At 71.1% G+C, this 14,411-nt stretch carries 15 protein-coding genes; 4 read left to right on the forward strand and 11 right to left on the reverse strand.

The features are described from left to right. Positions 1 to 73: 73 nt before the first annotated feature. The 3 genes from OG622_RS12540 to OG622_RS12550 form a co-directional block, all read right to left on the reverse strand. On the reverse strand, positions 74 to 1,234 hold the full coding sequence (locus OG622_RS12540) for a damage-control phosphatase ARMT1 family protein (RefSeq protein WP_371575792.1): 1,161 nt from the start codon (positions 1,232 to 1,234) through the stop codon (positions 74 to 76). Further along, the gene (locus tag OG622_RS12545; RefSeq protein WP_371575794.1) at positions 1,227 to 1,901 is read right to left on the reverse strand and encodes a hypothetical protein; all 675 of its coding nucleotides are present in this window, start codon (positions 1,899 to 1,901) and stop codon (positions 1,227 to 1,229) included. Before OG622_RS12545 ends, OG622_RS12540 begins: the two co-directional genes overlap by 8 nt. Positions 1,902 to 2,036: 135 nt before the next feature. Further along, positions 2,037 to 3,839 (reverse strand): S8 family serine peptidase, encoded by a 1,803-nt coding sequence (locus OG622_RS12550; RefSeq protein WP_371575796.1) that lies wholly within the window; start codon positions 3,837 to 3,839, stop codon positions 2,037 to 2,039. 385 nt (positions 3,840 to 4,224) lie between these two features. On the opposite strand from OG622_RS12550, the gene OG622_RS12555 reads away from it, so the two are divergent. Beyond that, a complete protein-coding gene (locus OG622_RS12555; RefSeq protein WP_371575798.1) occupies positions 4,225 to 5,274 on the forward strand; it encodes a lytic polysaccharide monooxygenase in 1,050 nt (349 codons plus the stop codon). 77 nt (positions 5,275 to 5,351) lie between these two features. Here the strand turns inward: OG622_RS12555 and OG622_RS12560 are convergent, their stop codons facing one another. Together OG622_RS12560 and OG622_RS12565 are read right to left on the reverse strand one after the other, a co-directional pair. Beyond that, positions 5,352 to 6,005 carry a Tat pathway signal sequence domain protein gene (locus tag OG622_RS12560; RefSeq protein ID WP_371575799.1) on the reverse strand — a complete coding sequence of 218 codons (654 nt, stop codon included), beginning with the start codon at positions 6,003 to 6,005 and terminating at the stop codon, positions 5,352 to 5,354. 14 nt (positions 6,006 to 6,019) lie between these two features. Next, positions 6,020 to 6,178 carry a hypothetical protein gene (locus OG622_RS12565; protein WP_371575801.1) on the reverse strand — a complete coding sequence of 53 codons (159 nt, stop codon included), beginning with the start codon at positions 6,176 to 6,178 and terminating at the stop codon, positions 6,020 to 6,022. A gap of 570 nt (positions 6,179 to 6,748) precedes the next feature. Between OG622_RS12565 and OG622_RS12570 the strand changes: the two genes are divergently transcribed. Together OG622_RS12570 and OG622_RS12575 are read left to right on the forward strand one after the other, a co-directional pair. Next, on the forward strand, positions 6,749 to 7,411 hold the full coding sequence (locus tag OG622_RS12570) for a DUF6230 family protein (RefSeq protein WP_371575803.1): 663 nt from the start codon (positions 6,749 to 6,751) through the stop codon (positions 7,409 to 7,411). Then, the gene (locus OG622_RS12575; RefSeq protein ID WP_371575805.1) at positions 7,408 to 7,803 is read left to right on the forward strand and encodes a DUF6114 domain-containing protein; all 396 of its coding nucleotides are present in this window, start codon (positions 7,408 to 7,410) and stop codon (positions 7,801 to 7,803) included. Before OG622_RS12570 ends, OG622_RS12575 begins: the two co-directional genes overlap by 4 nt. Before the next feature lie 93 nt (positions 7,804 to 7,896). On the opposite strand, the gene OG622_RS12580 is transcribed toward OG622_RS12575, so the two are convergent. After that, positions 7,897 to 8,286 carry a hypothetical protein gene (locus OG622_RS12580; protein WP_371575807.1) on the reverse strand — a complete coding sequence of 130 codons (390 nt, stop codon included), beginning with the start codon at positions 8,284 to 8,286 and terminating at the stop codon, positions 7,897 to 7,899. 199 nt (positions 8,287 to 8,485) lie between these two features. On the opposite strand from OG622_RS12580, the gene OG622_RS12585 reads away from it, so the two are divergent. Next, positions 8,486 to 9,733 carry a cytochrome P450 gene (locus OG622_RS12585; RefSeq protein WP_371575809.1) on the forward strand — a complete coding sequence of 416 codons (1,248 nt, stop codon included), beginning with the start codon at positions 8,486 to 8,488 and terminating at the stop codon, positions 9,731 to 9,733. Positions 9,734 to 10,023: 290 nt separating this feature from the next. On the opposite strand, the gene OG622_RS12590 is transcribed toward OG622_RS12585, so the two are convergent. The 5 genes from OG622_RS12590 to OG622_RS12610 are packed head-to-tail and all read right to left on the reverse strand — an operon-like array spanning position 10,024 to position 14,089. Next, on the reverse strand, positions 10,024 to 11,334 hold the full coding sequence (locus OG622_RS12590) for a cytochrome P450 (RefSeq protein ID WP_371584080.1): 1,311 nt from the start codon (positions 11,332 to 11,334) through the stop codon (positions 10,024 to 10,026). A 50-nt stretch (positions 11,335 to 11,384) separates the two neighbouring features. Further along, positions 11,385 to 11,993, reverse strand: coding sequence for an ATP/GTP-binding protein (locus OG622_RS12595; protein WP_371575811.1), 609 nt, complete (start codon positions 11,991 to 11,993; stop codon positions 11,385 to 11,387). Then, positions 11,971 to 12,327, reverse strand: a complete 357-nt coding sequence (locus OG622_RS12600; protein WP_371575813.1) for a DUF742 domain-containing protein — start codon at positions 12,325 to 12,327, stop codon at positions 11,971 to 11,973. Before OG622_RS12600 ends, OG622_RS12595 begins: the two co-directional genes overlap by 23 nt. Then, entirely contained in the window at positions 12,324 to 12,737 is a 414-nt protein-coding gene (locus tag OG622_RS12605) for a roadblock/LC7 domain-containing protein (RefSeq protein ID WP_371575815.1), read from the reverse strand. The genes OG622_RS12600 and OG622_RS12605 overlap by 4 nt, the downstream gene beginning before the upstream one ends. Next, positions 12,734 to 14,089 carry an ATP-binding protein gene (locus OG622_RS12610; protein ID WP_371575816.1) on the reverse strand — a complete coding sequence of 452 codons (1,356 nt, stop codon included), beginning with the start codon at positions 14,087 to 14,089 and terminating at the stop codon, positions 12,734 to 12,736. Before OG622_RS12610 ends, OG622_RS12605 begins: the two co-directional genes overlap by 4 nt. Between the last annotated feature and the right edge of the window lie 322 nt (positions 14,090 to 14,411).

The raw sequence follows: 14,411 nt of genomic DNA on the forward strand, positions 1-14,411 counted from the left end.
CGGCGGGCATCCGGATGGGGACACATGATCACACCATCGCGTGAATCCAGGAGGTTTCCTCGCCCCGCCGTCGTCAGACCTTGACCTGGATCAGTGCCCTCGTCCCGCTCGTGCGCCAGCTCTGTCCCTCGGCTGTCACCAGGGCGTTCTCCGTCTCGGGGGTCAGGCCCGTGATGACGTCGGACTTGAGGGTGCGCAGGGCGGCGACCGGGCCGGGGAAGTAGGACGTGACCTCGGTGAAGGGGGTGGTGGGGGGCCAGAGGTGGTCGCCCACCAGGCGGCGGTAGTTGAGGTCGCCCTTCATCAGGGTCAGGTCGGCGGAGGCGAAGTCGTCGCGCAGGTCGGGGGGCATGTCCGCGTAGGGCAGAGGTGCGCAGGAGAAGGGGTGGGCGCGGAGGATCAGGCGGCCGTCGGAGAGGGCGGAGTACAGACGGTTCCCGGCGTCGGCCTCGGCGGACACCAGGTGGCGTACGGCGTCGAGGGTGTCGGCGGTGGTGGCGTCCGAGACGAAGTACGGGTACGGCTTCAGGTGCAGGACGGCACGGTCGAAGTGGCCGTGGGTGAGGAGGTGGTCGATGAGGAGGAGGTCGGGGAGCAGTTCACGGCCCGCGTTGTCGGCGACCAGGCAGAGCGTTCGCCCGACAGGGGCCGTGGCCTTGTCCGTCAGCAGTGACAGCAGCAACTCGGTGTCGTCCAACACCAGTTGGGAGGAAGCAGCATCCTCACTCCCTTCCGCCGTCTGGATGCGGAAGCCGAGGTCCGCCCGGTTGCCCCAGAGGGAGCCGTGCAGGAGGGCCTTGAGTTGGTCCGGCAGGGGTTGTTGCGCGAGGGGGCCGAGGGCGCTGAGTTCGGCGGCTGCCTCGGGGGTGTCCAGTTCGGCGAGTTTGAAGGGGCGGAACGGGTCGACGCCCTGCCAGGGGCCGGGGCCGAAGTAGCCGACGGCTCGCAGGAGTTGGCGGTAGAAGCAGCTCTCGGCGGCGAGGAAGGGGAGGGAGAACCAGGACCGGCCGGCGTAACGGCGTACGTTCCAGGTGTCCCACCAGTCGTCGTCGGCCGGCGGGGTGAGCACGCCCTCGATCCCGTTCTTCAGCAACTCGTCGAGGGCGCGGCGCTGTTCGGGACCGTAGGGCGTGGCGTCGCGGACCTTGCGGATGAGGGCGGGGTGCCGTTCGGCGAGGACGCTGTGCGGGAAGGAGGCCGGGTCGTCGCTTCGGATGACGGGGGCGTCAGGCATGGCCGTGGGTTCCTCCCGGGGCGGCGGGGCCGGTGGGTGTCCGGGGCGGCAGTTCCACCTTCCTCAGCTGCTCGTCGATCTGCTGGTCGAAGCCGGCCTCGGTCCAGACGTACTTCCTGAACTGGTCCGTCGTCAGCGGGCCCGGCCACGGGCTGCCGGTGGGGTAGAACACGGACTCACACGAGGCGCAGTAGTGGGCGGGCTGCCACAGGTGCTCGGCGCGGGGCTTGCCCGCCTTGACGGTGGCGCGTTCGCGGGATTCTCCGCGGATCACCCAGAGGGTGCCGGCGAAGAGGAGGACGGCGAGGATCGTACCGCCGGCCGTGTAGAGGGGTTTGTCGTTCTGTACGCCGCTGTAGGCGAGGCCCGCGCCGATGCCGGCGAGGATCATGCCTTCCAGGAAGTGCGTGACGCTGTCGAACGTCGAGTGCGCGCCCGGGGCCTTGGCTAGCCGGTCGGCGAGGCCGGAGCGCGGGGAGTCGGGATCGGCGCAGGCGTCGGGGACCGTTCGCACCGACGGACCCGAAGCCCCGCAGCGAGGGCACACCGCCGGGGCCGGAACTCCGGCCAACACCCCGGTCGGCCCGGATTCCTCGGCCGGCTTCCCGGCCCGCCGCTCGGCCGGGCCCTCGGCCGGCCCGGACACCTCGAACTTCTCTGTCGACATACGCATACGCTAACGCCCGGCGTACATGAGCCGGCGGCCGGCCGATGCCCGCTCGCATCGGTCGGCCGCCGGCATGGGGGGGTGGCGGTCATTCGTCCCGGCCGTGCGGCCGGGGTTCGGCCCGGGGGCCGAGGATCAGAAGGTGAGGTTCCAGCTGTTGAGGCGGCCCGTGTCAGCGGCCGCGACATCCTGGACACGCAGCTTCCAGGTGCCGTTGGCGACCTCGCTGGAGGCGTTCACCGAGTAGGTGGTGACCAGGTTGTCGGCGGAGTCCGAGCTGGAGGCCTTGAGGGGGTAGGTGGAGCCGTCGGGGGCCACCAGGGTCAGGACCAGGTCACCGCGGTAGGTGTGGGTGATGTCCACGCCGACCTGGAGGGTCGAGGGCGCGTTGCCGGTGCGGCCGGTGACGGAGATCGAGGACTCGATCGCCGCGGCGTTGTCCGGGATGGCGACGGCCGTGGTGTTGGTGTAGGTGGTGCCCCCCGTGGAGCCTCCGCTCACCGCCTGCACCGTCTTGGCCGCGTCGGCGAGCCCGGCGCCGCAGCCGCCCGAGCAGGTACCGGGCAGAGCACGCGAGTTGGTCTTGATCGCGGACTCGATCTGGGCCGGGGTCAGCGCGGAGCTCGCCGACTTCACCAGCGCGGCGAGGCCCGCGATGTGCGGGGCGGCCATGCTGGTGCCCTGGTAGTAGTCGTACGTCTCGCCGGAGGGGCCGGCGGTGCCGGTGTTCAGCGTGGACAGGATGCCGCCCGACTCGGTGGTGCGGGTCTCGCCGCCGGGGGCCGCGATGTCGACGGTCGTGCCGAAGTTGGAGTAGTACGAGCGGGAGCCGGCGCGGTTGGTGGCCGCCACCGAGATCACGTTGTTGCAGCTGGCCGGCGAGTAGTTGGCCGCGTTGGCGTTGCTGTTGCCCGCCGCGACGACGACCGTGGTGCCGCGGTTGACGGCGGCGGTGATCGCGCTCTGGGTCGCGGTGGTGCAGGCTCCGCCGCCACCGAGGCTCATGTTGATGACCTTGGCGACGTTGGTGTTGGCGGGCACGCCGGAGACGGTGCCGCCGGACGCCCAGGTGATCGCGTCGATGATGTCGGAGTCGTAGCCGCCGCACTTGCCGAGCACCCGCAGCGGGGAGACCTTGGCGCCGTAGGCGATACCGGCGACACCCTTGCTGTTGTTGGTGACGGCGGCGATGGTGCCGGCGACGTGCGTGCCGTGCCAGGAGGAGGTGGTGGCCGCCCAGTCGGTGGCGCACTCGCCGTCCGAGGTCCAGTCGCCCGGGTCGGCCGGGTTGCTGTCACGGCCGTTGCCGTCGTTGGAGACGGCGGTGTCGGCGATGAAGTCGTAGCCGCCGACGATGTTCGCGGCGAGGTCCGAGTGGGCGACGTAACCGGTGTCGATGACGGCGACCGTCACGCCGGTGCCGGTGACCTTGTCCCAGGCGCCCGGCACGTTCATGCCCGCGGTGGCCTCGTAGAGGTCCCACTGCTTGCTGTACTCGGTGTCGTTCGGGGTGGCCAGCGCCTTGTTCAGGCGGTCCGGGGCGACGTAGGCGACCTGCGGGTCGGCCTGGTACTCGGCGATGACGTCGGCGACGTCCGCCTTCGTGACGTCCTCGCCCAGGTCGACGAGGGCAGCGCCGCTGCCGAGCCGGCGCTGGAAGTCGAGGCTCTCGCCGGCCTCCTTGCCCTTGGCCGCGGCGTCGGCGTCGGCGGCCTTGTTCGACGTGGCCTCGGCGGCGCCGGACTTGTACCCGACGATCAGGCGCTCGGCGGTGGTCCCGGCCGCGGCCTCGGTGGCGCCGACGGGCGCGGCGTCGGTCTTGGCGGACGGGGCCTGGGCGACGGCGACCGAGGAGGTCATGCCTGCCACCAGGGCGACGGAGACCGCGGCGACGGATATGAGCTTCCGTCCGGCGGTACGGGAGAGGGAGGTACGCAAGGGCTTCGCCTTTCGTGGCCTGCTCATGTCAGGGGAGGAGCGGCATTGAAACGCTTCGTCATCGAAGCGGCGGGGGGTCCAGAAAGGGATGGCGCGAAAGCCGACCAGGCGCGAGCCGTACCACCAGGGGTTACCTATGGTTCGGCTGTGCGATGACATTAGGCAAAGCCCAGGTCATGGGGATACGGGGAAAACCCTCGACCCCCGGGGAACTCCCCTACTCCGCCCGGCAGTCGGGCTCTGATGTGCCGGTTCGCCGGGTTTGCCGGGGCTCCGCCGCCGCATGGCGCCTGGCTGGATCCGACCGGTCGAACAGGGCCGCGGCGTTGAACGCGGCACCCCCGGGTCCCGTACGACACCGTGGACCCGTCAACCCTCGAACCCCATGGATCGGACGTACCGGATGTACCGCTTGTCCGCCCGCCGCGCCCTCGGCTGCCGCAGCACCGGTCGCCGCACCGCGGTCACGACCGCCGCCGCCACCGTCGTGGCCCCGCTGCTGCTCACCGCGGGCGCCGTCACCCCGGCCTGGGCGCACGGCGCGCCGACGGATCCGGTGAGCCGGGTCTCGGCGTGCTCGCCCGAGGGCGACAGTCAGGGGTCGGCGGCGTGCAGGGCCGCGGTCGCCGCGAACGGCGCTCCTTTCACCGCGTGGGACAACATGCGCGTCGCCGGGGTGAACGGGCGGGACCGGGAGGTCGTCCCGGACGGGCAGCTGTGCAGCGGAGGCCTCGCGGCCTACAAGGGGCTCGACCTGGCCCGCGCCGACTGGCCCTCGACCCGCCTCTCCCCCGGCACCACGCTGGACCTGACATACCGGTCGACCATCCCGCACACCGGGACCTTCAAGCTGTTCCTGACGAAACCGGGGTACGACCCGGCGAAGCCCCTGGCGTGGTCCGACCTGCCCGAGAAGCCGTTCGCCACGGTCACCGACCCGCCGCTGCGGAACGGTTCCTACCAGTTCTCGGCGAAGCTGCCGGCGGACCGGTCCGGGCACCAGGTGCTGTACACGATCTGGCAGAACACGAGCACGGTCGACACCTACTACTCGTGTTCGGACGTGGTGTTCCCGGCGGCGAAGCAGGCCGACTCCGGTGCGGATGACGGCAGTTCGAAGGAGACGCCCGCCGGGAGCGAGGAAACCGCGGCCGAGAGGCCGGCCGCGGGGAAGGCCGAGTCCGCCACCACCGCGCCGACGGAGCCGACGGACGCGCCGACCACCGCCGGCGGCGCCGACGCGCAGGCGGCCGACCCCGGCAGCCCCGTCGCCTCCACGACCGACGAGAGCGGCGCCTCCGTGCCGCTGGTGGCGGGCGGCGCCACGGCGCTGGTACTCGCCGCGGGCACCGCCCTCCTCCTCCGCGGACGCAGGCGCCGCTCTCGTGTCGGCGGCCGACCGGGTGAACGGTCGGGCCACCGATCGGGCAACTGACCGGTACGGGCGACTGATCAGTGAGGTAAGTCAGTTACCGGCCGCCGGACCGGTAACTGACGTCGTGGCTCGGGCCGTCAGTTGGTGTAGACGCTCGCGTCGGCCTGGTTGGCGTCGGTGACGGGCGCGTACTTCGCCGTGAAGTAGCCGGTGGCGAAGCACAGGGACGAGCCGGAGAACTTCGCGAACGGCTGGCTCGTGAAGTTGATGCTGTTGTCGTCGTTGCTGGAGGTGCCGGTGATGCTGGCCGCCCGGTAGACGCAGTTGATGGTGCCCAGCAGGGTGCGCAGCACGACGGTGGTCTGCAGGACCGAGCCCTCCGCCGGGCTGACCGTGACGACGCCGTCCGAGGTGACGGTGGTGGTGTACGGCAGGTTGTTGACCGTGACGCTGGTGACACCGAGCACGCCGACGACGTTGCTGGTGCAGCTGCCGAAGGTGTGGGCGTCGACCGTCTCGGTGGCCGTGCCGGGCGCGGCCGGGTTGTCGGTGACCGTGGCGGTGAACGTCGACGCGGCACAGGAGACGCCGCTCGTGCCCGTCGCGCTGGAGTAGAACTTGCCGGCCGTACCGGTCGCCAGCGACGCGTTGAGCACGTCGCCGACCGCGACCGCGTCGCCGGCGAGGCCGCCGGTGGTGAGCACGGAGTCGGCGGCGGAGGCCGGGCTGACGGCGGCCACCATCACGGCGGCGGTGGTGGCGGCGAGGGCAAGGAGGGATCGGCTACGCATGAGGGTGCCTCTTCTCATGAAGTGAGGGCCGTGGGTGACGACCCTCGGAAGGTGCGGGTGACGGTCCCCGCGAACGCGGGGACTGCGGTGATGGCGCGCGAGTCGACACCGTTCGCGCGGGGGAACGCGGCGATGCCGCACAGCGCCGTACGGTCGCTGCCGATCCATGACACGCCTTCTCCGTACGTGACGGATCGACAGCGACAGCCGGGGACCGGACACGGCCCAGTGGAGGGAAGGCGACCGTGCCCGGCACCGCGGTGAGGGGTGGTGCTGCGTCGGGCCGCGCAGCGCGTTCAGTTGGCGCCACCCACACCCCGCCTGCGACAGGGTGTTCGGGACGGTGGCATGCGCTGCGCGTCGGATCCGGCGCCACGGATCCGTGGGGGGAGACCCCGATGAGTTGTAGACCTGCGAAAGAGCCAACGTCAAGGCGTCGTGGGGAAGTTGGTGTCTCAAGATCGCTCCGGGGATGGCCGAAATCGGAGGCCCGTGGTGGTTTAACCAAAGGTGAGAGATGTTCACCTTTCACAGCGGCGGCACAACCAACATCCTTTTGCCACAAGCGCCTTGACCCTTGAAAGTAACCACCGGTAACTTCCCGAATGGCTACTGCGGCGTAGCTAGTAAGCCCTTGCACCTACGGGAGGTGCGCTGAGGCGTGCGCCGCAACCGCTGTCCGCGCCAGGACAACGTGCCAATGAAGCCCCATCTGCAATGACTTGGAAGTCCAGGGAGCACACATGGCCTCGTCCTCGGACGCCACGGCGTCCACCAACGAAAGACCCGAGGGTCCCGGAGCGTCCGGAAGACGCGGGCGGGTTCGGCTCAAGCGCGCCGCCGTGATGGCGGTGCCGGCCACGGCCATCGCCGCCGGCCTGATGATCCTCACCGCGCAGGGCGCTCTGGGTGTCCAGTTCGCCATCTCGGGCATGCCGTTCGTCGTCACCGCCGACAAGCTCGAAGGTACGGGCTTCGCCCAGTTCGGCTCGCTCGACCACATGATCGAGAACAGCCCGAACGAGGGTGACACCGGCGGTCAGGTGCTGGTCGTGACCTCGGTCGTGAAGAACGGCAAGCTGACGAACCTGTGCCAGAGCGTCGACCTCGGCGGCATTCAGCTGGTCCTCACGGCCGGCGACAAGGGCACGCCGGTGAGCGTGAAGAACCTGGCGATCGACTCCGACGACATCTCGGGCGACGCCTCGTTCAACAACATCGAGATCGGCCGCGACTCCAGCACGTTCGACAAGGTCGACCAGCAGGGCCCGCAGGGTGTCTACGGCCAGCAGGCCGACTCGGTCGTCATCACCGATCTGTACCAGCACAACTACGCCGCCACCGCGGCCGTCTTCAAGCTCCCCGACCTGCACATGAGCTTCACGAGCGAGGGCTGCCCGCAGTGAGCCGATTCCGGGAATGGAGGGGACACCGGCCGTTCACCGGTGGCCTGTTGCTGGTGCTGGGCGGCGCCGAGATCCTGCTGACCATGAAGGCACCGCTGCCGGTCATGCTGAAGATCGGAATGCAGGGGCTGGCGGGCTACCTGCTGCCCTCGCTGATGATCCTGTGTGGGTTGCTGATCCTCTTCAACCCCACTCAGCGGCTGTTCTACTCCATCCTCGGGATCATGCTCTCGCTGGGCACCTGGCTCACGTCCAACATCGGCGGGTTCATCGTGGGCCTGCTGATGGGGGCGGTGGGCAGCACGTTGGCCTTCGGCTGGCTGCCGGATCAGGAGCCTCGGCAGAAGCGGTCGGCCAAGCAGGGAGAGAAGCACGCCGCGGAGGTCGGATAGTTCCGGCTGTTCGGCGCGTGCGGGTAGTCCGTGGTTGTTCGCGCGGTTCCCCGCGCCCCTCAGAAGCTGTAGCCGGGGTGCGGGGTTCGGCGTTCACAGGGTGGCTGTTGCCGCCGCCTCGGTCAGGGCCGTGCGCAGGCGTTCCGCGTTCGTCCAGTAGGTGTCGTGGGAGAGCGGGACACGCCAGTAGAGGCCGGGGCCCGCGGTGCGGCGCAGGGGCGGGACGGCCACATGGCTGCCGCGGCCGAGGACCTGGACGTCGGGCAGGCGCCATTCGGACGCGTCGCCCGGGGGGACCAGCCAGTACATGATGCCGCCGTAGCCGTCCTTGATGACGGCGCCCGTCTCGTCCCCGAGGGACTCGAGAGCGAGGGCGCCGAGAGCGACCGGCACCCGTACGGCGGTCCACCAGCGCCCGGCCGGCACGGTGCGCACTTCGGGGCTGTAGGAACACATCCAGCGCGGAGCCCTGCTGACAGTCATGGCACTCACCGGCTTTTCATGGGGGGTGGGCCCGATCCTAGGAGTCGGCCCGGAACCCGACTTGCGGGTACGCGCAGGGAAGTTGCCGTCGTACGCAGCACGCGGTGCGGGATCTCGCCCGCCGACGCTACCAAGCCGTAGCGTGACCGGGCTTACACGTTGCGCTGTTGGACTGCTCTCGACTGCAGGAGGACCCCCCATGGGCCACCCCAGCCCCCTGGTGATTGACGCGACCGGCCGTGACATCCACGGTGAGGCCGCCCGTATCCGCGAGACGGGTCCGGCGACCCGGGTCGTGCTTCCGGGGCCGCACGATGTCGAGGCCTGGGCGGTGAGCAGCCCCGATCTGCTCAAGCGGCTGCTCACCGATCCCCGGGTGTCGAAGGACCCGCGGCAGCACTGGCCGAGGTTCGCCGCCGGGGAGATCACCCCGGAGTGGCCGCTGTTCACCTGGGTCGCGGTGCAGAACATGTTCACCGCGTACGGCGGTGACCACAAACGGCTGCGGATCCTGGTCTCCAAGGCGCTCACGGCGCGTCGGACGGCCGCGCTGCGACCGCGCATCGAGGAGATCACCAAGGAGCTGCTCGACCGGGTCGAGGAGGGCTTCCGGCGCGGGGAGACGGTCGATCTGCGGGAGGAGTTCTGCTATCCGCTGCCGATCCAGGTGATCAGCGAGCTGTTCGGCCTGCCCGAGGAGAAGGGGCTGGTGCTGAAGGAGTTGGTGGACAAGCTGTTCGACACCTCCGCCGAGCCCGGTGAGATGACCGCCGCCTACGAGCGGATGTACGGCGTGCTCGGCGAACTCGTCGCCGCCAAGCGGGAATCGCCGGGCGACGACCTCACCAGCGGGCTGATCGCCGCCCGCGACGAGGACGACACCCGGCTCAGTGAGCAGGAACTGCTCGACACCCTGGTCCTGGTGGTCAGCGCCGGGCACGAGACCACGGTCAACCTCCTCGACCAGGCCGTGCACGCCCTGCTGACCCACCCCGAGCAGCTCGCCCATGTCCGGGAGGGCCGCGCGACCTGGGACGACGTGATCGAGGAGACCCTGCGGGTGGAGGCGCCGGTGGCGAGCCTGCCGCTGCGCTACGCCGTGGAGGACCTCGACCTCGCCGAGTTCGGCGGCCCCGAAGGTGTGGTGATCGCCAAGGGCGACCCGATCCTGGCCGCCTACGCCGGCGCCGGGCGGGACCCCGAGCGGCACGGGAAGGACGCCGACGTCTTCGACGTCACCCGCGCCGACAAGGAGCACCTCGCCTTCGGACACGGCGTCCACTTCTGCCTGGGCGCTCCGCTCGGCCGGATGGAGGCCCGCATCGCGCTCCCGGCGCTCTTCGAAAGGTTCCCGTCACTCGAACTGGGCGCCACGGGCGCGGAGTTGGGCCACGTGGAGTCGTTCATCTCCAACGGCCACCGCCGCCTCCCGGTCCGCGAGGCATGACGGACACCCCTGGTCCGCGAGGCATGACGGCCGTCCCTCGTCCGCCATCCTGGCTGCCGTCCCACACACGCCATCCCTGACGGCCGTCCCTCGTCCGCCGACCTTGACGGCCGTCCCCCATCCGCAAGGCTGACAACTGTTTCTCGTCCGCGTTGCCCGCACAAGGCGCCCGGGCGGCCGCCACGCCGGCGGACTGCCCGCGGCCCTGGTGTCGGCGAGCGCCCCGCGTCCGCCACACCTGCGGACAGCCCGCGTCCGTGGGGCCCGGCGGAGCCCCGTCCGCGCCGCGGCTACTCGCCGCGCCACCAGGACAGCAGCCGGGCCCAGCCGCTCTTCGGGCGGGAGGGCTCCGGCGGACGGGCGTCGGCACCGCTGCCGTACGGGTCCGTCGAGCGGCGCGCCGGGGATGCGGGCGCCTCGGCCGCCGCACCGGCCACGGGTGTCGGCGGGAACGTCACCGGCAGTGCGGCGAGCGCCCGGTGGAAGGGGCCCGGACGCCACTCCAACGCCTCCACCGGTACGGCGAGTTCGACGTCCGGCAGTCGGTCGAGGAGCTTCTCGACCGCCACCGACGCGATGAGCCGGGCCTCGCTCTGCGCGGGGCAGTTGTGCGGGCCGGCGCTCCACGCCAGGTGGGCCCGGTTCCCCGCCCGCTGATTGCCGCCCGTCAGGGCCGGGTCGGTGTTGGCGGCGGCCAGCGAGACGACGACCGGGTCGCCGGCCTTCAGCAGCGCGCCCTCGTACAGCACGTCCCGCACCGGGTAGTGCACGGCGTAGTTGGCCATCGGCGGGTCGGTCCACAGCACCTCGTCGAGGGCGTCCTCCACGGGAAGGCTGCCGCCGGACAGGTCACCGGCGAAGCGGTCGTCGGCCAGCAGCAGGCGCAGCGCGTTGGCGATGAGGTTCTGCTGCGGCTCGGTGCCCGCGCCCATGAGGACGACGAGGGTGTGGATCATCTCCTCGTCCGTGAGCCGCGCCGGATGCAGGGTGAGCCACGACGTCACGTCCGGGCCGGGCTGCCTCCGCTTCAGCGTGACCAGTTGGAAGAGCGTGGCGGTGAGCAGTTCGTCGGCCCGCTCGGCGTCCACCCCGTCGAAGATGCCGGACATGCCCTCGACCAGCTTCAGTCCCAGCTCGGCCGGGCAGCCGAAGAGGTGGTTGAAGACGAGCAGGGGCAGGACCTGGGCGTACTCGCCGAGCAGGTCCGCCTTGCCGGTGGGGGCGAACCGGTCGATGAGGATGTCGGCGCTGCGCTCGACATAGCCGCGCAGGGTGTTGGGCTCGACCCGGGCGAGACTGTCGGTGATGGCTCCGCGCAGCCGCCGGTGCTCCTCACCGTCGGAGAACAGGGCGTTGGGCCGGTACATCATCATCGGGACGACGGGACTGTCCGGGGGGACGGTGCCGTCGTTGAGGTCGTTCCAGCGGCGTGGGTCCTTGGCGAACGTCTCCGTGGTGCGCAGCACGTGCAGCGCGGCCTCGTACGAGGTGACGAGGGTGGCCCGCACGCCGGGGGCCAGTTCGACGGGTGCGGTCGGGCCGGTGACGCGGGCCCGCCGGTAGAACGAGGCCGGGTCGGCGGCGAACTCCGGTCCGTACATCGGCTGGTGGGCCGGGCAGCCCGGGGGCGGGCCGGACGGCGATGCGGGAGTCACGCGTGCTCCAGTTCGGTCTCGGTCTCGCGGCTCAGCAGGTACTCGACGAGGGCGATCAGCGCCCGGGTGGAGGAGTCCGGGTCGCGGGCGTCGCAGCGCACCAGCGGGGTCTCGTCCAGTAGGTCGAGAGCCTCGCGCACCTCGTCCAGATCGTGCACGGGGGCGCCGTCGAAGCCGTTGACGGCGACGGCGTACGGCAGGCCCAGCTCCTCCAGGACGCCCATCACGTCGAAGGAGTGGGACAGGCGCCGGGTGTCGGCGAGGACCAGCGCGCCGAGGGCGCCGCGGGTCATGTCCTGCCAGAGCTTGGTGAAGCGCTGCTGTCCGGGGGCGCCGAACAGGTACAGCACCAGCGAGTCGTCGAGGGTGAGCCGGCCGAAGTCCATGGCGACCGTGGTGGTGGTCTTGTCGCGGGTGCCGGCGAGGTCGTCGACCAGGGCGCCCGCCTCGGTCAGGACCTCCTCGGTACGCAGCGGCCGGATCTCGGAGAGCGTACCGACGAACGTGGTCTTGCCGACCGCGAAGTGACCGACGACGAGCAGCTTGGCCGCCGTCTTCACCGTCGGCCGCAGGTAGACGTCGTCAGAGGCGGGCGCGGAGCCCATCGAGGACCTCCTGGAGGATTCTGGCGTCGGACGGCCGGGCGGCCGGTATCGGTGCGCGGGTGACGATGTGGCCGCTGTCCATGAGGTCGGCGACCAGCACCTTGGTGACGCTGACCGGCAGCAGCAGATGGCCGGCGACCTCGGCGAGGGAGAGCGCGCCGGGGCGGCACAGCTCCATCACCCGGCGCGTCTCCGGGGTGAGGCCGGACAGCGGCAGGTCGGTGGTGGCGACCAGCAGGGTGACCAGGTCCAGGGTGTTGCGGGTCGGGTGGGCGCGGCCGCCGGTGACGACGTACGACCGCACCAGACGTCCCCCGGGCCGGCGGGGCGTCATGCCCTGCTGCCCGTGTCCAGCCGCGCCGGGCTGGTCAGCTCCTTGCCGAGCCGGTCGACGAGCTTGTGCATGCGGTACGTCACGGACTCCATGTCGACCTCGTCGCCGGTGGACACCGCGAGGTAGGCGCCCTCGCCGGCGGCGACGAGGAAGACGAAGCCGTGTCCGAACTCGATCAGGGTCTGCCGCCACGGGCTCTCCGTCGGGCCGCAGAACTCGGCGGTGCTGCGGCTGATCGACTGCAGTCCGGAGAGCCCGGCCGCGAGCCGCTCGGCGTCGTCGCGGTCGATGTCGGCGGAGTGGGCTCGGAGCATGCCGTCGGCGGAGAGCAGGATGGCGTGGCGGGCCTCGGGCACCTTCAGCACGTCGTCGAGCATCCAGCCCAGCTCGTTGGTCGTGGGCTCGATCATGCGTGGGGGGTCCCTTCGTTCGTGTGGGGGGTGGGCGGCCGGGCGTCGGCGGCGGGGTCGGGGACGTACTCGTCCTCGTCGAGGATGCGTCCCGCCGCCCGGCCGAAGCGGGTGCCGCGGGCGAAGGCGCCCATGATGCGGGCGTTCTCCTCGGGCGATCGGCCGGGAATCTCCTCGGCCGTCTCGGGCTCCGGCTCGGGGGCGGTGGTCGGCTTGGGGGTGCGTCGGCGGCGCTTGGGCAGTCCGCCCTCGGTGGTGTTCTCGGGGGTGGTCTCGGTGGTGGTCTCGGTGCGGGCCCGGCGGGGGACGGCGGCCGATTCCGGAAGGGGTGTCAGGTCGATCTGTGGCTCCGGGGCGGCGGGCTCCAGGTGGGTGAGCAGAGCGGTGGGCAGGAACGCGACGGCGCGGACGCCGCCGTAGGGCGAGCGGGTGTCCACGGAGACGGTGAACCCGTAGCGCCGGGCGAGCATCCCGATGACGGCGAAGCCGAACTGGGGCGGGTCGTCGAGGCGGGTGACGTCCACCTCGCCGCGTCCGCCGAGCAGTTGGGTGGCGTGTCGTACGGCCTGGGCGTCCATGCCGACGCCGGCGTCGTCGATGACGACGCACGCGCCGTTGTGCACGTGCTGGACGTCGACCTCGACCGTGGTGTTGGGCTGGGAGTGGCGGGCGGCGTTGTCGAGCAGTTCGGCGACGGCGAGGACGACCGGCTCCACGGCGCGGCTCGCCACGGCGATGTCGACCTGGCCGTGGACGCGGACGCGCCGGTAGTCGCGGATGCGCGAGGTGGCGCCCCGGACGACCTCGACGAGCGGGGAGGTGGCGCGCTGCCGTCCCGGCCAGGAGCCGCAGAGTACGGCGATGGCCTGGGCGCGGCGGCCGAACTGGGCGTTCGTGTGGTCGACTTCGAGAAGGTCGCGCAGCACGTCGGGGTCGTCGTGCCGGTCCTGCATCTCGGAGATGGAGACCTGCTGCTCGTTGGCGAGTGCCTGGATCGAGCGCATGGACGCCTTGAGGGCGGCCTTGGCGGACTGGTCGGCGCGGGTCTGGGCGTGCTCGACGGCGCCGGAGAAGCGGGCCAGCACCTCGTCGAGGCCCTTGCCGAACTCCGTCTCGGCGAGCCGGCCGTCGAGCGGTCCGACGCCCGGCACGCTCTGGCCGGCGAGGGCGGGCAGGCGGACCGTGACCAGATGGCGCAGCTCCTCCTCCCGGGCCCGCACGTCGTCGGCCAGGACGGCGTTTCTCCTGCGCTGCCGTCTGGTGATCCCTTGCTGGCGCAGCAGGAGTACGGCGATGGCGAGCAGGGCCGCTGCCAGCGCCCAGGTCACCGCCTGCGGTATCGGTTCGGTCATGAAGTACGAGTCCTTACGTCCCCAAGTCCCCAGGCGTCGGCGGGGTCCGGGACGCCGGGCGGGAGTTGACGGAGCGCCCGACGCTAGCGGCGCGACCGCGCGGGTACTTTCCGTGACGCGCAGGGAAGTTGCCACAGGGCGCATGAGTGGCGCAAGGGGCGCAGGTGAAGCCGTGACTCTTCCCCCGGCATATTCGGCCACTTCGGCCGGGACGACATAGCAACCGCTTGCCACGCTAGGGTGCCCTCCGGGTCCGACCGGGTGGTAACTATCTTTGATCAAGTAGATGTTGAAGATTTTCCCGCCGAGGACCGTAAGAGAC

This window comes from Streptomyces sp. NBC_01314, from assembly GCF_041435215.1.
GTDB lineage: Bacteria > Actinomycetota > Actinomycetes > Streptomycetales > Streptomycetaceae > Streptomyces.